The organism is Epilithonimonas mollis, from assembly GCF_900142325.1.
Lineage (GTDB): Bacteria > Bacteroidota > Bacteroidia > Flavobacteriales > Weeksellaceae > Epilithonimonas > Epilithonimonas mollis.
The window spans coordinates 1,290,481-1,307,432 of sequence record NZ_FRAM01000001.1 but is presented as its reverse complement, the minus strand read 5'-3'; the positions used below and the strand labels follow the sequence as shown (position 1 = coordinate 1,307,432).

The 16,952-nt window shown below is 39.1% G+C and carries 13 protein-coding genes, 2 tRNA genes, 3 rRNA genes and 1 other RNA gene; 15 read left to right on the top strand and 4 right to left on the bottom strand.

Annotation, left to right across the window (positions count from 1 at the left end; all coding sequences use genetic code 11):
* The first annotated feature begins 213 nt into the window (after positions 1–213).
* The 10 genes from BUA97_RS05830 (at position 214) to rrf (ending at position 10,727) form a co-directional block, all read left to right on the top strand.
* Positions 214–465, top strand: a complete 252-nt coding sequence (locus BUA97_RS05830) for a type B 50S ribosomal protein L31 (RefSeq protein ID WP_072996866.1) — start codon at positions 214–216, stop codon at positions 463–465.
* Between the two features lie 97 nt (positions 466–562).
* Entirely contained in the window at positions 563–1,723 is a 1,161-nt protein-coding gene (locus BUA97_RS05825; RefSeq protein ID WP_072996865.1) for a GlmU family protein, read from the top strand.
* A gap of 218 nt (positions 1,724–1,941) precedes the next feature.
* Positions 1,942–3,594, top strand: a complete 1,653-nt coding sequence (locus BUA97_RS05820) for an Ig-like domain-containing domain (protein ID WP_072996864.1) — start codon at positions 1,942–1,944, stop codon at positions 3,592–3,594.
* Positions 3,591–4,040, top strand: a complete 450-nt coding sequence (locus BUA97_RS05815) for a heme-binding domain-containing protein (protein ID WP_139258245.1) — start codon at positions 3,591–3,593, stop codon at positions 4,038–4,040. Before BUA97_RS05820 ends, BUA97_RS05815 begins: the two co-directional genes overlap by 4 nt.
* Before the next feature lie 47 nt (positions 4,041–4,087).
* On the top strand, positions 4,088–4,831 hold the full coding sequence (locus tag BUA97_RS05810; RefSeq protein ID WP_072996862.1) for a hypothetical protein: 744 nt from the start codon (positions 4,088–4,090) through the stop codon (positions 4,829–4,831).
* Between the two features lie 818 nt (positions 4,832–5,649).
* A 16S ribosomal RNA gene (locus BUA97_RS05805) occupies positions 5,650–7,166 on the top strand.
* Positions 7,167–7,319: 153 nt separating this feature from the next.
* A tRNA-Ile gene (locus BUA97_RS05800) sits at positions 7,320–7,393 on the top strand.
* A 79-nt stretch (positions 7,394–7,472) separates the two neighbouring features.
* A tRNA-Ala gene (locus BUA97_RS05795) sits at positions 7,473–7,546 on the top strand.
* A 158-nt stretch (positions 7,547–7,704) separates the two neighbouring features.
* Positions 7,705–10,461: ribosomal RNA gene (locus BUA97_RS05790) — 23S ribosomal RNA — on the top strand.
* Positions 10,462–10,619: 158 nt separating this feature from the next.
* Positions 10,620–10,727 (top strand): 5S ribosomal RNA (gene rrf, locus BUA97_RS05785).
* The 16S, 23S and 5S rRNA genes sit together here with 2 tRNA genes alongside, the layout of an rRNA operon.
* A 240-nt stretch (positions 10,728–10,967) precedes the next feature.
* On the opposite strand, the gene rnpB is transcribed toward rrf, so the two are convergent.
* From rnpB to BUA97_RS05770, 3 genes are all read right to left on the bottom strand, one after another.
* An RNA gene (rnpB, locus tag BUA97_RS05780) (RNase P RNA component class A) lies at positions 10,968–11,264 on the bottom strand.
* A 24-nt stretch (positions 11,265–11,288) separates the two neighbouring features.
* Complete coding sequence (locus BUA97_RS05775) at positions 11,289–12,650, bottom strand: M64 family metallopeptidase (protein ID WP_072996861.1); 1,362 nt, start codon at positions 12,648–12,650, stop codon at positions 11,289–11,291.
* Between the two features lie 2 nt (positions 12,651–12,652).
* The gene (locus tag BUA97_RS05770; protein ID WP_072996860.1) at positions 12,653–13,150 is read right to left on the bottom strand and encodes a hypothetical protein; all 498 of its coding nucleotides are present in this window, start codon (positions 13,148–13,150) and stop codon (positions 12,653–12,655) included.
* Between the two features lie 110 nt (positions 13,151–13,260).
* Here BUA97_RS05770 and BUA97_RS05765 point away from each other — a divergent pair, with 110 nt between their 5' ends.
* From BUA97_RS05765 to yajC, 5 genes are all read left to right on the top strand, one after another.
* Positions 13,261–13,755, top strand: coding sequence for an RNA polymerase sigma factor (locus BUA97_RS05765; protein ID WP_072996859.1), 495 nt, complete (start codon positions 13,261–13,263; stop codon positions 13,753–13,755).
* Positions 13,748–14,434 carry a hypothetical protein gene (locus tag BUA97_RS05760; RefSeq protein WP_072996858.1) on the top strand — a complete coding sequence of 229 codons (687 nt, stop codon included), beginning with the start codon at positions 13,748–13,750 and terminating at the stop codon, positions 14,432–14,434. The genes BUA97_RS05765 and BUA97_RS05760 overlap by 8 nt, the downstream gene beginning before the upstream one ends.
* A gap of 118 nt (positions 14,435–14,552) precedes the next feature.
* Positions 14,553–15,458: a transcription antitermination factor NusB gene (gene nusB, locus BUA97_RS05755; protein ID WP_072996857.1), complete on the top strand. Its 906-nt coding sequence runs from the start codon at positions 14,553–14,555 to the stop codon at positions 15,456–15,458.
* Between the two features lie 19 nt (positions 15,459–15,477).
* Positions 15,478–15,975, top strand: coding sequence for a DUF1573 domain-containing protein (locus BUA97_RS05750; protein ID WP_072996856.1), 498 nt, complete (start codon positions 15,478–15,480; stop codon positions 15,973–15,975).
* Positions 15,976–15,980: 5 nt separating this feature from the next.
* The gene (gene yajC / locus BUA97_RS05745; protein WP_072996855.1) at positions 15,981–16,310 is read left to right on the top strand and encodes a preprotein translocase subunit YajC; all 330 of its coding nucleotides are present in this window, start codon (positions 15,981–15,983) and stop codon (positions 16,308–16,310) included.
* A 79-nt stretch (positions 16,311–16,389) separates the two neighbouring features.
* On the opposite strand, the gene BUA97_RS05740 is transcribed toward yajC, so the two are convergent.
* The gene (locus tag BUA97_RS05740) at positions 16,390–16,947 is read right to left on the bottom strand and encodes a TlpA family protein disulfide reductase (RefSeq protein ID WP_072996854.1); all 558 of its coding nucleotides are present in this window, start codon (positions 16,945–16,947) and stop codon (positions 16,390–16,392) included.
* Positions 16,948–16,952: the final 5 nt, after the last annotated feature.

Here is a 16,952-nt window from a genome sequence, read left to right as displayed (position 1 = left end):
GCGATAAAAATATGCAAAGAATTTTATAGGAGCAATATTAATAAGTCATTATTAATAATTACATGATAAAAATCGCAGCTCCGGATGTTTTTTTATTTTAACAACAAAAATTTGCAGAATAAAAAACTTTTCTTATTTTTGCATCCTCAAAACCAGAGTTAGGAGCCATTACATCCGACGCTCATATTATAATAAATTTTAAAACTTCTGAAAATGAAACAAGGCATACACCCAGAAAATTATAGATTGGTAGTTTTCAAAGATATGAGCAACGAAGAAATGTTCCTTTGCAAATCTACGGCTGATACTAAAGACACCATCGAGTTCGAAGGTCAGGAATATCCATTGATCAAAATGGAAATCTCTTCTACTTCTCACCCTTTCTACACAGGTAAGACTAAATTGGTTGATACTGCTGGTAGAGTTGATAAGTTTATGAACAAATACAAAAAATTCGCTAAATAATATTAGCTGTTTTTACAAATATCAAAGCCTTTCGGATTCCGAGAGGCTTTTTTTATTATTTTTGCTCAATATTGAATTTTAAACCTAAAACTGAAAAATGCAATTAGTATTCTCAGACGCACAATATTGGGAAGACTTTCTTCCTCTTACTTTTACAAGACCGGTCGCAGAAATGCGAATGGGAATCCTTACTTTTTCAGAAAGATGGCAAAAACTTCTGGGGATTGATCAGGTTTTCTATATTACCGAAAATTATCTTCAGGAAAAATTCAGAAAACCGGAACCGAAGCCAAGTTTGTTTATAGTTCCAAACTTTTTCCCATCAGACGAGGTTTTGAAACAAATCAAAGACCTTCAGCCCGGCGAAGCTTTGGTTTATGATAACGAAGTGATTGCTGCCAACATCAATATGGAAAATTTTTCACTGAATCAAATCAGTAAAATGACCGACATCCATGAGAAATTATTTTTTATTGAGAAACCAACAGACATCTTTTCTTATAATGATAAAGCAATTGATTTTGATTTCAAATTGTTGACAGAAGGCAGAACTTCTCAGGAACTGTCTTCTACCAATGGATTTATTGGAGATAGTGAAAACCTTTTTATAGAAGAAGGTGCTGTCATTGAGTTTTCGACACTCAACTGCAAAACAGGAAAAATCTACATCGGGAAAAATGCCGAGATTATGGAAGGTTCTAATATAAGAGGTTCATTGGCACTTTGTGAAGAGTCCAAAATCAATCTTGGAACCAAACTTTATGGTGGAACTACAATAGGTCCGCATTCCAAAGTTGGTGGTGAAGTGAATAATATCGTCATCTTTGGCTATTCTAATAAAGGTCATGACGGTTTTGTAGGGAATTCTGTGATTGGGGAATGGTGTAATCTGGGCGCAGATACCAATTCTTCTAACCTGAAAAACAATTATGCTTCCGTAAAACTTTGGAATTACAAGAAGAAACGTTTCCTGGATACAGGCTTACAATTTTGCGGACTGATAATGGGCGATCATTCCAAAACCGCTATCAATACACAACTTAACACGGGAACAGTCGTTGGCGTTGCCGCTAATATCTTCAAATCTGGTTTCCCACCAAACTTGGTGGACAGTTTTTCATGGGGCGGAATGAAAGGTGATGAAAAATTCAAGCTGGAAAAATCTTACGAAGTTGCGGAAAAAGCCATGGAACGTAGAAAAATTCCAATTACCGAAACGGATAAAGACATTCTGAAGTATATCTATAATGAGTTTTAATTTTAAAACTCATTTTTTGTTTGATAAAATTGCGGTAACTAAAATTTGAAAAAGTCAAAAAATGCACCTTGAAGTATTTCCCCTCGATTAAAAAAAACTTTGTGGACTTTGTGTTTTAAAATATTTTAGATAGCAACATTTCTTTAGTTTGCTTATTTTTGCTCATTAAGATTTTGATCTTACTTCTAAAATCTAATTTCTAACATCTATATATAATAATGAAGCAGTTTCTTCTTTGGCTTTTTGCATCGTTGGTTTTGGTAAGTTGTGCCAGAGTTGGTTCCCCCGTTGGTGGTGATAAGGACACAATTCCTCCCAAAATGATCGGATCCAATATCGATACCACCAGGATCAATGTTCCGAGAGACATCAAAGAACTCAGAATAGATTTTGATGAATATATTACGCTGAAGGATATTAACAAAAATCTGATTATTTCTCCGCCCATCCAATACACCAAGATTATTCCTTCCTCAATAGGGAATAAATATCTGCAGATCCAGTGGAAAGATACGTTGCAGGCAAACACCACTTACAATTTCAACTTTGGAAATTCCGTGGTTGACCTGAATGAGAATAATGCCTTGCCTTATTTCAACTTTGCTTTCTCCACCGGCGACAAGATTGATGATCTATATATCAGCGGAACGATTTCCGACGCATTGGGCAATGATAAAAATTCAGAAGGCAAGGAAAGGAATCTTGTAGTTGGGCTTTATCAGGTAAAGGATACGATGAACTATCGTCAGAAACCTTATTATATTACAAAAGCGGATCCGGATGGCTACTTTGAACTGAATTATCTTACGCCAGGTAAATATAGAATCATAGGTTTCGATGATGAAAATGGAAACTCTATTTTTGATTCCGGGAAAGAGAGTTTATCGTTTCAGAAAGAATCCATTGATCTTCAAAATAATATTTCAGGATTAAGGCTAAGAACTTTTTCTTCTAAAAAGGAAATGAAATATAAAGAAATGACACCTTCCGTTGGTGGCGTTCTGATGACTTTTGAAGGAAATCCCGCAAAAGTTATTGTAAAAGCTGTCAGTGATAAACCCACAGATTATAAAGTAACGCATACAGCAAAGTCGGACTCCGTTAAAATTTGGTTCGATGCTGAGAAAGAAAATATCGGTGCAACAGTCAGCGAAAATCTGAAATTTTCTTATGATATAGGTTCAAAACAGGACACGGTTTCTGTATTTTATAAAAAACCGGCAAAGGATGAGATGACCATTTCGAATCCTTTTAGCAACAAACTTGCGCCGGAAACGGATTTTAGGTTCTCATCCAATTATATTATTAATAAGATACAGCCCGAAAACTGGAAACTGGAATCAGATAGTTTATCACAAAGTTTTACAGCACAGATCTCCGAAAAAGATTCTACACAAATTATTGTAAAGTCTAATTTTGTTGTTGGAAAAAAATACCAGCTCACAGTCCCGAAAAATACAGTCATATCCTATTATAATAGACTTAGCGAAAGTGTCCGTTTCGATTTTGAAGCGGCAAAGCCGGAAGAGTTCGGAAGTTTTACGGTTAAACTTATAAATCCGCCGGCACAGAAATTCTGGATTCAGCTTCTTAATGAGAAGAATGAGTCGGCATACGATCAATACACCAATCAGTCGCTGGTTAAATTTACCAGCCTGAAACCTGGAACATATAAACTCAGGATTTTGGTAGATAACAATGAAAATGGTTTTTGGGACAGTTCCGACTTTGCAAAAGAGACTCTTTCAGAAGATGTTTATCTTTATAAAAAAACAGGAGACAAAGATGTAATGACAAAAATTAACATCCGTCCTATGTGGGAAATTAATGAAAATTGGGATTTAACAAAAGAAGAACAACCTGTCAATTGAAAAAGATAATTTTTTGGATCGTTATAGTTTTCCTGGCTATACAGTTCATTCCTGTTGATAAAGTGAATAAACCGATTGACCGGAAAAATAATTTTGTCGATATTTACAAAACGCCGCATAATATAAAGACAATTCTGAAGAATGCGTGCTATGACTGCCATTCCAATGAAACTATTTATCCCGATTATGCTCATGTCGCACCAATCTCGTGGGCTGTGAAGGATCATATCAATGAAGGAAGAGAGTATCTCAATTTTTCAGAATGGGGAACATATAATAATGATATCCGGAAAAACGCAATTCAGAAAACATTAGAGACTGTTCGCAATAAGCAGATGCCATTGCCATCATACATCAATTATCATCCGGCAGCTAATCTTACGACTCGGCAAAGAACAGATTTAGAAAACTACTTTTTGAGTATTCAAAACAATAGTGCATTATAATTATTAGGTTTTCAAATATTTGTTATATTTGATTAAAACTAAAAGTTATGAATAAGTTATTATTATCAACGGCATTGATATGTTCCTTCTTTGCCAAATCACAAGAAAACAATCTGGACGCAGACAAAAAAAGAAATCTCGTAAAGATGAATCTTACTGGAGTCGTATTTAGAAATTTCCAGTTTGCCTATGAAAGAACCATTTCCAAAAGGTTCGGAGTTCAGGTCTCATATGGATTTATCCCCACGGGGCAGGTTCCTTTGGTAGACCAGTATATCAAAGATGATGATATCAATGATATCAAGATAGGTGGAAACAATTTTACTTTAGAACCCAGGATTTATTTAGGCCGTGGTTACGGACATGGTTTCTATCTTGCACCTTATTACAGATACTCTCATTTTAATATAGATAACCTTACCTATAACTATAGATCAGAAGATCCGGCAACACCCGGACAGAAAATCCCGATCGCATTTTCCGGGAAAACCAACTCCAACAGTGTAGGATTGATGATTGGTGCACAATGGCTACTTGGGAAAAAAGACAATTGGGTTTTGGATGTATGGTTCATTGGCGGGCATTATGGTGGCGCAACAGGAACAATCACCGGGAAATCTGGCAGGCCGCTTACAGCTTTCGAACAAGATCAGTTGAAAAAAGATATAGAAGACTTGGACATCACTTTATTTGATTACAAAGTCACTACTGATCAAAATGGCGCCAAGATAGATTTGGATTCCGGTTGGTTGGGCGTACGGTCAGGCATTTCATTCGGATACAGATTCTGATAAATAGATATTATTGGGCAATTCTCGCAAGATTGCCCTTTCTTTTCCCATACATCTTGCGAGACCGGGCTATCCGTTACAATCTTTTTATAAAGATTCCCAACTTCTGTCCTCATCCAAATCTTTATAAAAAGGATTTCCACTACTATCCCTATCGCTTTTCCTGATATCTGGCAGATGGTTTCAGGAAGGTGTCAAAATTAATCCGGCTGAAAACCAGTACAGTTATCAAATAACTGTTTAATTTTTTTGAATAATGTTTGCAGGTTAGCAAAAACCGCTTACCTTTGCAACCGCAAATCAGAAGTGATAAGCAGCGCAGGAGAAGCATAAGACAATAAATTGAGGAGGGGTTTAAGATTTAAATTTTTTTTCAAAAAAGTTTTGCCGGGATAAAAAGTTTTTATATCTTTGCACTCGCAAATCGGAAACGGTTAGCGGCGCAGGAGAGAAAGGAAAAGAGACGATAGGGATTAGAGATAATCGCTGAAAAAAAACTTCAAAAAAGTTTTGGTAGTTTCAAAAAAGTTTTCTACTTTTGCAGTCCCGATTCGAGAGAAGGAGGAAGCGCAGAGAACAAGTTAAAACATATCAGAAAAGATTTCAAGGTTACGAAAAAAAACTTTAAAAAAGTTTTGGTAGTTTGAAAAAAACTTTTTACTTTTGCACTCGCAAATCAGGGACAAGATGACAGATTAAGATTCCTGAGGAAGCGAAAAGAACAAAGTTCATTGACATAACATATAACAACCAAGTAAGGAAAAAAACCAAAGCGTCAATTTTTAAAATTGAATTTGAGTATAAGGACAAACAAACATACAATGGAGAGTTTGATCCTGGCTCAGGATGAACGCTAGCGGGAGGCCTAACACATGCAAGCCGAGCGGTAGAGATTCTTCGGAATCTTGAGAGCGGCGCACGGGTGCGGAACACGTGTGCAACCTGCCTTTATCTGGGAGATAGCCTTTCGAAAGGAAGATTAATACCCCATAATATAAGAAACGGCATCGTTTTTTATTGAAAGCTCCGGCGGATAGAGATGGGCACGCGCAAGATTAGATAGTTGGTGAGGTAACGGCTCACCAAGTCAATGATCTTTAGGGGGCCTGAGAGGGTGATCCCCCACACTGGTACTGAGACACGGACCAGACTCCTACGGGAGGCAGCAGTGAGGAATATTGGACAATGGGTGAGAGCCTGATCCAGCCATCCCGCGTGAAGGACGACGGCCCTATGGGTTGTAAACTTCTTTTGTATAGGGATAAACCTACTCACGTGTGAGTAGCTGAAGGTACTATACGAATAAGCACCGGCTAACTCCGTGCCAGCAGCCGCGGTAATACGGAGGGTGCAAGCGTTATCCGGATTTATTGGGTTTAAAGGGTCCGTAGGCGGATCTGTAAGTCAGTGGTGAAATCTCACAGCTTAACTGTGAAACTGCCATTGATACTGCAGGTCTTGAGTAAATTTGAAGTGGCTGGAATAAGTAGTGTAGCGGTGAAATGCATAGATATTACTTAGAACACCAATTGCGAAGGCAGGTCACTAAGATTTAACTGACGCTGAGGGACGAAAGCGTGGGGAGCGAACAGGATTAGATACCCTGGTAGTCCACGCCGTAAACGATGCTAACTCGTTTTTGGGTTTTCGGATTCAGAGACTAAGCGAAAGTGATAAGTTAGCCACCTGGGGAGTACGTTCGCAAGAATGAAACTCAAAGGAATTGACGGGGGCCCGCACAAGCGGTGGATTATGTGGTTTAATTCGATGATACGCGAGGAACCTTACCAAGACTTAAATGGGAAATGACAGATTTAGAAATAGATCCTTCTTCGGACATTTTTCAAGGTGCTGCATGGTTGTCGTCAGCTCGTGCCGTGAGGTGTTAGGTTAAGTCCTGCAACGAGCGCAACCCCTGTCACTAGTTGCTACCATTAAGTTGAGGACTCTAGTGAGACTGCCTACGCAAGTAGAGAGGAAGGTGGGGATGACGTCAAATCATCACGGCCCTTACGTCTTGGGCCACACACGTAATACAATGGCCGGTACAGAGGGCAGCTACACAGCGATGTGATGCAAATCTCGAAAGCCGGTCTCAGTTCGGATTGGAGTCTGCAACTCGACTCTATGAAGCTGGAATCGCTAGTAATCGCGCATCAGCCATGGCGCGGTGAATACGTTCCCGGGCCTTGTACACACCGCCCGTCAAGCCATGGAAGTTTGGGGTACCTGAAGTCGGTGACCGTAAAAGGAGCTGCCTAGGGTAAAACAAGTAACTAGGGCTAAGTCGTAACAAGGTAGCCGTACCGGAAGGTGCGGCTGGAACATCTCATTTTAGAGACAATACGTCAAAAAATAAAAAAAAGTGCTTATGCAAATAATAAGCTTTGGTTTTTTTACTCGGTTGATTATATAAAAAATAAAACCCACTAGAAATTAGTAAAGGGATAGAGAGATAATTAATAATTAATAATTATTAATTAGAGAGAGTCTCGTAGCTCAGCTGGTTAGAGCGCTACACTGATAATGTAGAGGTCGGCAGTTCGAGCCTGCCCGAGACTACTAATAAAGTTGATGGTTTAGAGTTGATAGTTTATGGTTAAATCCGACAACTAACAACTAAAGGCCAACAACTACTAGAGGGGAATTAGCTCAGCTGGCTAGAGCGCCTGCCTTGCACGCAGGAGGTCAAGGGTTCGACTCCCTTATTCTCCACTGTTTTAGGAGTTTGATTTAAAAGTTACGGATAGAGCCAAAAACAATATTCGTTCATCAGACAAATAAAAAGAAATTAAGATCATTGACATTAACGGTAAAGACATCACAAAGAGAAAACCGAGCGCAAACAAGCGCTTGAGTAACCTAAAAATAGGAAAGAAATCGTTAAGGGCGTATGGCGGATGCCTAGGCTTTCAGAGGCGAAGAAGGACGTGGTAAGCTGCGAAAAGCTGCGGGGATCGGCACACACGAATTGATCCGCAGATGTCCGAATGGGGCAACCCAATACATTGAAGATGTATTACTCTAATTTATTAGAGAGCAAACCCGGAGAACTGAAACATCTAAGTACCCGGAGGAAAAGAAATCGAAGAGATTCCGTAAGTAGTGGCGAGCGAAAGCGGATTAGCCCAAAAGTCTTTATATATTTAGAAGAATGTTCTGGAAAGAACAGCCATAGACGGTGATAGCCCGGTATTCGAAAGGTATATTAAGATGATAAATGAGTAGGGCGGGACACGTGAAATCCTGTCTGAATATGGGGGGACCATCCTCCAAGGCTAAATACTCCTGAAAGACCGATAGTGAACAAGTACTGTGAAGGAAAGGTGAAAAGCACTTCGAATAGAAGGGTGAAATAGAACCTGAAACCGTACGCCTACAAGCGGTCGGAGCACCTATATGGTGTGACGGCGTGCCTTTTGCATAATGAGCCTACGAGTTAATTTTACTAGCGAGGTTAAGGACTTCAGGTCCGGAGCCGGAGCGAAAGCGAGTCTGAATAGGGCGCATAGTTAGTAGGATTAGACGCGAAACCTTGTGATCTACCCATGGGCAGGTTGAAGCTTTGGTAACACAAAGTGGAGGACCGAACCGGTTGACGTTGAAAAGTCTTCGGATGACCTGTGGGTAGGGGTGAAAGGCCAATCAAACTGGGAGATAGCTCGTACTCCCCGAAATGCATTTAGGTGCAGCGTCGTGATAAGTTTATTAGAGGTAGAGCTACTGATTGGATGCGGGGGAGTCAAATCCTACCAATTCCTGACAAACTCCGAATGCTAATAAATGTTCCACGGCAGTGAGGGCATGGGTGCTAAGGTCCATGTCCGAGAGGGAAAGAACCCAGACCAACAGCTAAGGTCCCCAAATATATGCTAAGTTGAAACAACGCGGTTGGACTGCATTGACAGCTAGGATGTTGGCTTGGAAGCAGCCATTCATTTAAAGAGTGCGTAACAGCTCACTAGTCGAGCGGTCCGGCATGGATAATAATCGGGCATAAGCATATTACCGAAGCTATGGATTTATAATTTATTATATCTGGTAGGGGAGCATTCTGTTTGCGCCGAAGCAGTATCGTGAGGTATTGTGGAGCGGACAGAAAAGAAAATGTAGGCATAAGTAACGATAAAGGGGGCGAGAAACCCCCTCACCGAAAGACTAAGGTTTCCTCAGCCATGCTAATCAGCTGAGGGTTAGTCGGGACCTAACGCGAACCCGAAAGGGGTAGTGGATGGACAATGGGTTAATATTCCCATACTTGCTCACACTAAAAAGGGGACGGAGTGACGTAGCTGCTGAAGACTGACGGAATAGTCAAGGCCTAGCCTTCGGGCGAAGCTGCTGTAGTGAACTCGCTTCCAAGAAAAGCCGAAGTGAAGCAACCCGTACCAAAACCGACACAGGTAGTCGAGGAGAGAATCCTAAGGTGCTCGAGTGAGTCGTGGCTAAGGAACTAGGCAAAATAGTCTCGTAACTTCGGAAGAAGAGACGCCAACAGCAATGTTGGCCGCAGTGAAGAGGCCCAGGCGACTGTTTATCAAAAACACAGGACTCTGCTAAATCGAAAGATGCTGTATAGGGTCTGACACCTGCCCGGTGCTGGAAGGTTAAGGAAGGGCGTTAGCGTAAGCGAAGCGTTTGACTGAAGCCCCAGTAAACGGCGGCCGTAACTATAACGGTCCTAAGGTAGCGAAATTCCTTGTCGGGTAAGTTCCGACCTGCACGAATGGTGTAACGATCTGGGCACTGTCTCAGCCACGAGCTCGGTGAAATTGTAGTATCGGTGAAGATGCCGATTACCCGCAATGGGACGAAAAGACCCTGTGAACCTTTACTATAACTTCGTATTGACTTTGAGTAAACAATGTGTAGGATAGGTGGGAGGCTATGAAGCTGGCACGCTAGTGTCGGTGGAGCCAACGTTGAAATACCACCCTTTGTTTACTTGGAGCCTAACTTCGAAAGAAGGACATTGCGTGGTGGGTAGTTTGACTGGGGTGGTCGCCTCCAAAAGAGTAACGGAGGCTTTCAAAGGTACCCTCAGCACGCTTGGTAACCGTGCGTAGAGTGTAATGGCATAAGGGTGCTTGACTGTGAGACCTACAAGTCGATCAGGTGCGAAAGCAGGACATAGTGATCCGGTGGTTCCGTATGGAAGGGCCATCGCTCATAGGATAAAAGGTACTCCGGGGATAACAGGCTAGTCTCCCCCAAGAGCTCACATCGACGGGGAGGTTCGGCACCTCGATGTCGGCTCGTCACATCCTGGGGCTGGAGAAGGTCCCAAGGGTTGGGCTGTTCGCCCATTAAAGTGGCACGCGAGCTGGGTTCAGAACGTCGTGAGACAGTTCGGTCTCTATCTATTGCGGGCGTTAGATGTTTGAGAGGACTTGATTCTAGTACGAGAGGACCGAATTGAACAAACCTCTGGTGTATCAGTTGTACCGCCAGGTGCACCGCTGAGTAGCTATGTTTGGAAGAGATAAGCACTGAAAGCATATAAGTGCGAAACTCGCCTCAAGATGAGACATCTTTTAAGGGTCGTTGGAGATGACGACGTTGATAGGCTACAGGTGTAAAGACAGTAATGTCATAGCCGAGTAGTACTAATTACCCGTAGATTTATAGCCTATTGGTTACAATAAACCCAAGTGTTTGCTTGCGCAACTAAGGTTCTCTCTTTGTGAACGTTTTTATCGATTAAATAAAGTTGACAGTTAGAAGTTGACAGTTGATAGTAAAGAAGTCTATCAACCAGCAACCGATAACTAACAACATATACCTTATTTAGGGTGGTTTTAGCAGAGGGGCTCACCTGTTCCCATTCCGAACACAGAAGTTAAGCCCTCTAGCGCCGATGGTACTGCGAAAGCGGGAGAGTAGGTCGCCGCCAGTTTTTTTAAACCTCAATCATTTACTTGATTGAGGTTTTTTTATGCATATACTTTAGGTAAATAACAACGAAATTTATTTGCGAAATTTAATACAATGTAATTTTTAAAATTATGATTAGTTTAATATCCAACATACAGGCTGCAAAGTATTGGCTTATATTAAAATTGAATAATCTTATCGCATTTGAAAATTTTATTTGTAGATAAAGAATTTTGAACCTTTAGTGAAATTAATGAAATAAGAAAAGAGAAGCGCTATAAGCCGGATTCTGTTGAAGCTTGTTATTTATCTACGTCTTACATTACTGCAAAACTTTAGCTGCTTACCCCTCACCAACGAACGAGCCGCTCTTAACTGATGATATACTTAGCATTGCACCGCATAGAGTTTACCTGGTTTCACTACAGCCGAACTGTACCTGCTTTCTGTTGCACTTGTCCTATTTTCACAAATGACGGATGTTATCCGCTATGCTGCCCTAAGGTGTCCGGACTTTCCTACCCAATCCTAAAATTGAATCAACAAGCCACGCTTCTCTGAATGCAAAAATAAATATAACTTTCTATTTTTTGGTCATTTTTTTAGATAATATCATTGCTCCTTTTTGATACACATTAATGAGATAGTTCTGATTGTTAAGTTTGGAAATATCAATTTTTTCCTGTTTGTTCAGATCAACATATTGTTTTTTGATAAGTCTACCAGAATTATCTGTTATCTTAACTTCGACTTTATCTGTAAAACCTGATTTACTTTCAATAATTACATAATCTTCGGCGGGATTAGGATAAAGGATAAAATCCATTTGTCTTGCTCTGACATCGTCTACTCCAAGTTGCGTTTTATTAATGGTCCATGATATTGTTGATAAATGAATAATGCTGTGATTATCCGTTCTAACCATCGTAGTATTATCATAAACATTAAACAAAACGTTATTTGACCCAATATTAAGTTGTGAAGGCTGTATTGTTAAATTACTGATATCTGCCGCGAGAAACGTGTTATTTAATTTCCATTCGGATTTCAGAGTATTAGGAATCGGTAAAATTAAACTGACTGATAAGTCTATATTTTGATTTGTAGTTATAGTTGTGGCATTGGAAGGTGTAAAACTATCAATCGGGTTTTTCGTTATATGTATTTTTTCAATTAGCGTTTCTCTGCATACATTACAGAATTGTTTGTTAAGATAGCGCATCTCACAATTTTGATGGGGTCTGTACCATGATGTATTTTCAGTAAACTGATAGATGCCCACACTTCCGCTGTTCAGCCAGTTTTTCCATCGGACGGTTGTCGGATCAGAAGTTTTGGTTTTGTTCGGAGATTCCCCGGAACCGGAAAACCAATACTCATCTGCTAATTTCCCGAAAGAATGTCCAAGTTCATGATAAGCCACATCAGGAGCCTGTTCATTTCGGGAAAGAAAAGCATAAGTTCCGCCGCAGCCCCCATATTCTGTATCATTGCCTAGGACTAATGCTATATCAAACTCAGGTAAGTTAGTTGCAAGAGTCTGGGTCACTTTATTCACACTGCCATAAACGCAACGATGCGTTCCGGAATTGTCATACGATGTATTGAAATAATTATTTGGATTAGAAACCGGAATTACAGGTTCCGTAACGTCACTAGCCGTCCCAGGATGTTTAACACCACTTTCCGGAGAAATCACTTTAAGCGCATAGACATTGAAATAATTTTTGTAATTGGAATAAGGCGGCCTGGTCATCAAATAGTTAGAGACAAAAGTAGCATCCTGCATAAAAGTAGTTTGCTCACTAGCCGTATAGCCATCACCCAATATCACCAGATTGATCCTTTTATCTTTAGGTCCGCTTTCCAGCAAAGGAACCAGATCAAATATCTGGCTTTGAAAAAGATTGGATAATAAAAAACAAAGTAAGTAAAAGTGTTTCATAATTATAGTTTTAAAGTGAATATTAGGGATGATTGCTGCGAGTCTGATTTATAAATTTCCAACCTGGAAAGACCGCCATTATCATTATAACGATAGAAAAATTCTGCTTTTAAAAGGTTTCCGACCTGTTTCTCCATGCTGTCTTTTCCATAGGATTCAAAAACCGGCGAGAAAGGATTATCTATGACTGATGTTTTGAAAATCTGATTATTCTTATCAAATAAAATAATCTTATAAAAACTATTTGTAATATCTTTTGCACTTCCGAATTCTTCATTTTTAAAAAAACCGTCAGACACTTTTTTGTCTACCAGTTTGATGATTTCTTTGCCGCTGTCAGTCTTTTCACCTTCGAAAAATAAATAAACCATTTTTGGTTTCGGTTTTTCATTTTCGGTCTGATTCTCATAAGAATATTGTACAGCAGATTGATTTGTACAGCTGAATATCAAAATTAATCCGAAAGAAAAAATATATTTGGCAACTTTATTGATAAGCATAAGTCAAATATAATCAATATAATATAATGAAATTAGTAATTTTTTAACAAATTAATTATAAATTAACAATTAACAAAAAAAAAGAATAAATCCTTATCTTCGTTTCCGGAATGGAGAATAAACAGAAAGAATTTTCTAAGCTGATAAAAGATAATCAGGGACTTATTATCAAAGTCTCCCGGCTATATACCCATTCTCTGGAAGATCAGGAAGACCTTTTTCAGGAGATTGTGTTACAACTTTGGAAATCTTACGACTCATTCCAGGGCAATTCCAAAATATCTACATGGATGTACAGGGTTGCGCTGAACACAGCAATCACCTTATTCAGAAAAAAAACCAAACAACCGCAAACAGACGAGCTTCAGGATTTCCACAGCAAAAATTTTTTGGAAGATTCTGACGAAAAACAACAGCAGATCTCCCTGCTGTATAAAGTAATCAAGTTACTTCCCGATGTAGAAAGAGCGATTGTTATGATGTACCTGGATGATGAGCCTTATAAGGAAATAGCCGAAACACTCGGTATCACAGAGGTGAATGCCCGTGTAAAAATGAACAGACTGAAGAAAACATTAAAAGAATTAATGATAAAACATGCCTAACTCAGAAGATTTCGACATTGATACTCTAAAAAAAACGTGGCAGGATCAGGTGATCTCTGATGGATATAACCAGGACGAGATCGAAGTAATGCTCAACAAAAAATCCAGGAATTATGTTAAGTACATCCTGTGGATCAGTATTGCAGAATTTATTGTTTTCGGCGTTATTAATTTTCTTACGATTTTTTCCAGTGATTTCCATACGGATTTTACCAATATTCTGAATAAATTACAGATCAGAGATCAGTCTGAAGTAGAGTTTTCTCTTGACAAAATATATAACGCGATGAAAATTCTTAGTCTTGTGATAACAGGTGTTTTCGTTATCGTCTTTTATCTGAATTATAAGAAAATCGATGTCGAGTCTAATCTTAAAAAGTTCATTACACATATCATTAAGTTCAAAAAGACGGTTAACCTGTTTATATTTAGTAATGTTTTTCTACTCGTTCTATTTATTGGCAGTCTGATTAGCCTATTGACTCTGACAATAAGGAGACAAAATATTCACGTTGATAATCCTACTTTCTGGAGTCTTGTTTTTGCAGTCAGTTTAAGTCTTTTGATTAGTATTATTCTGATTTTATTATATTATAAACTGGCTTACGGTATTTTATTGGGGAGGCTTTCAAAAAACCTGAAGCAGCTGGAAAAAATTGACTCTCAAAAAGAGTATTGATTTTTGTCCGCACAATTTCTATTATAATTCAATATTTTTAAGTTTAGTTAAGCGCCGATTAGAATTTGACATTGCAACAATTTTCCCTATCTTTGCAGCCACAAAAAAGTTCTTTGAAATGCTGGGAAGACGACAAATCCGCGAAAAAATTGTAGAAACACTCTATTCTTATTATCAAAATCCAATAAAATTCGATATTCTGCAGAAGAATATGTTCTCAGAAATCAATAAAATTTATCACCTCTACATCTACGAACTCAATTTTTTAGTTGGACTGAAACGTCTGGCAGAAGACCAGATTGAGATTGGGAAAAACAAGTTTATCAAGACGGCAGAAAATGAGAACCCGAATCAGAAATTCATCAGGAATCAGATTCTTATTCAGCTGGAAGACAATGAGGAAAGAAGAAGTTTTTCTGAAAAACATAAAGAACTGATTTGGGATCCGAATGATGAAGTGCTTGTAAAAACCTTTCAAAGAATCAAAGCAGGAAAACGTTATCAGGATTATATGACGGATAATGAGATTTCATTCGAAGATGACCAGAAGTTTATTGGTAAACTATTCCTGAGATATGTGGCGGAAAATACCGATCTGCATGACAGGTTCGAAGAAAAAGAAATGTCCTGGGCAGATGATTTTCATATTGCCAATTCTATGATCCAGAAAACCATTGGATTCATGAAAGAAGAGGAAGCGTCTCACACTCTTATCCGGATGCTGAAAGACGATGAAGATGAGGATTTTGCAAGAAAACTTCTTAGAAACTGTCTCAATAACTGGGAAGAAACGGAGAAGAAGCTGGAAGCCAAATTACTGAACTGGGATCTCGAAAGAATCTCATTGATAGACAGGATTATTTTGGTAGCAGCCATCACGGAAATGGACAGTTTCCCATTGACCGCTTCCAGAATCATCATCAATGAATATATTGATGTTTCCAAAGTTTACGGAACGGAAAAATCCCATATCTTTATCAACGGAATCCTGGACAAATACACCAAAGATTTAAGTCGAATTTAACCAAAAAAATATTTTTACAATGAAATCAATTAAAATATTAGCAGTTGCAGCACTTTGCACGCTAACTTTTTCTTGTAACAAAAAAGAAGAAACTTCATCTGCAAAAGATTTGGATTCTGCACAGGCAAAAACAGTTGTTGAAGCCCTTTCTCAGCAAGAAACACCTGAGGAAAGCGAGATGCTGAAAGAAGCACAAAGCAAGCCATTGACAACGATTGCCTTCAGCGAAACGGATCATAATTTCGGAGATATCAAAAAAGGCGAAAAAGTAGAGCATATCTATGAAGTGACCAACACCGGAAAGAATCCTCTGATTATTTCTAACGTTAAGCCGGGTTGCGGATGTACAGTTCCGGACTATACAAAAGAACCGATTTTGCCAGGGCAAAAAGGAAAAATCACGCTACACTTCGATTCTACCAACTTTGACGGTTCTGTTTATAAATCTGCAGACGTTTTCTTGAATGTAGAAAAAGCACCGGTTAAACTAACTTTCTCAGCTAACATATTACCATAACAATTATGCTTACAATATTTTTACAAGCCGCTCCTGCACAGTCTATGACACCAACACTTTTGATGATCGGACTGATGTTCGTCGGATTTTATTTCCTGATGATCCGTCCGCAGATGAGAAAGCAAAAGCAGGAAAAAACCTTTCAGGAAGCTTTGAAACCGGGCGCAAAAGTAGTAACAACTTCAGGAATGCACGGCACTATTTTTTCTATCAGTGAAGACGGTGTAGTTTTGGAAACATTAAGCGGAAAGCTGAAGTTCGAGAAAGCAGCTATTTCCAGAGACTTTACAATGAGCAGATTTCCGGAGACATTCGGAATAGAAAAGAAGAAATAATTTAAATTATCTAATATAAATCGCCCGGGATCTCGGATTCCAGGCGATTTTTTTATCATATTAATGAATCATCGGTTCATCATTTCGTGACATTATCCACAAATTCCAAAACCGAATCTTTGCTCCAATCCATAGAGCTATCTTCTTTTTTCAGGATTCTTCCGTCTTTTCCTATAAGATAAGTTGTAGGAAAAGCTGAAGGCAGAATCTTGGGATCAAGCGGACTTTCTGCAATATAGACAGGTGCGGTGTAATTGTTATCTTTCAGGAATTTTTTGACATCTTCCTCCTGATCCTGCATTGCGATCAGCGCAAATTCCAGCTTATCTTTTTTCAGATCGTACAACTTTTCAATTGTTGGCCACTCCGTTCTGCAAGGCGGACACCATGTTCCCCAAAAATTCAGGAACAAAACTTTTCCACGCAGATTCTTTAAGTTTGTACTGCTGGTGTTGATGCCTTTCAAATCGATGTCCAGAACGTCTTCCGAAAGCATAGTTTCATTATTGATCTTCGCTACAGTCGGGCTCATCGCAATCTGTTCCGAAACAAAATCGCGAAGCGGTTTGATCAATACAAAAGCCGATAAGACAACGACCAGAACGATATAAATCAGATTTTTTTTCAGAAAATTCATATATA

What these genes read in the sequence shown, in the direction of transcription:
- BUA97_RS05830 (WP_072996866.1), top strand. Translation starts at nt 214, where the DNA reads ATGAAACAAGGCATACACCCAGAAAATTATAGATTGGTAGTTTTCAAA.
- BUA97_RS05825 (WP_072996865.1), top strand. Translation starts at nt 563, where the DNA reads ATGCAATTAGTATTCTCAGACGCACAATATTGGGAAGACTTTCTTCCT.
- BUA97_RS05820 (WP_072996864.1), top strand. Translation starts at nt 1,942, where the DNA reads ATGAAGCAGTTTCTTCTTTGGCTTTTTGCATCGTTGGTTTTGGTAAGT.
- BUA97_RS05810 (WP_072996862.1), top strand. Translation starts at nt 4,088, where the DNA reads ATGAATAAGTTATTATTATCAACGGCATTGATATGTTCCTTCTTTGCC.
- BUA97_RS05775 (WP_072996861.1), bottom strand. Translation starts at nt 12,650, where the DNA reads ATGAAACACTTTTACTTACTTTGTTTTTTATTATCCAATCTTTTTCAA.
- BUA97_RS05770 (WP_072996860.1), bottom strand. Translation starts at nt 13,150, where the DNA reads ATGCTTATCAATAAAGTTGCCAAATATATTTTTTCTTTCGGATTAATT.
- BUA97_RS05765 (WP_072996859.1), top strand. Translation starts at nt 13,261, where the DNA reads ATGGAGAATAAACAGAAAGAATTTTCTAAGCTGATAAAAGATAATCAG.
- BUA97_RS05760 (WP_072996858.1), top strand. Translation starts at nt 13,748, where the DNA reads ATGCCTAACTCAGAAGATTTCGACATTGATACTCTAAAAAAAACGTGG.
- nusB (WP_072996857.1), top strand. Translation starts at nt 14,553, where the DNA reads ATGCTGGGAAGACGACAAATCCGCGAAAAAATTGTAGAAACACTCTAT.
- BUA97_RS05750 (WP_072996856.1), top strand. Translation starts at nt 15,478, where the DNA reads ATGAAATCAATTAAAATATTAGCAGTTGCAGCACTTTGCACGCTAACT.
- yajC (WP_072996855.1), top strand. Translation starts at nt 15,981, where the DNA reads ATGCTTACAATATTTTTACAAGCCGCTCCTGCACAGTCTATGACACCA.
- BUA97_RS05740 (WP_072996854.1), bottom strand. Translation starts at nt 16,947, where the DNA reads ATGAATTTTCTGAAAAAAAATCTGATTTATATCGTTCTGGTCGTTGTC.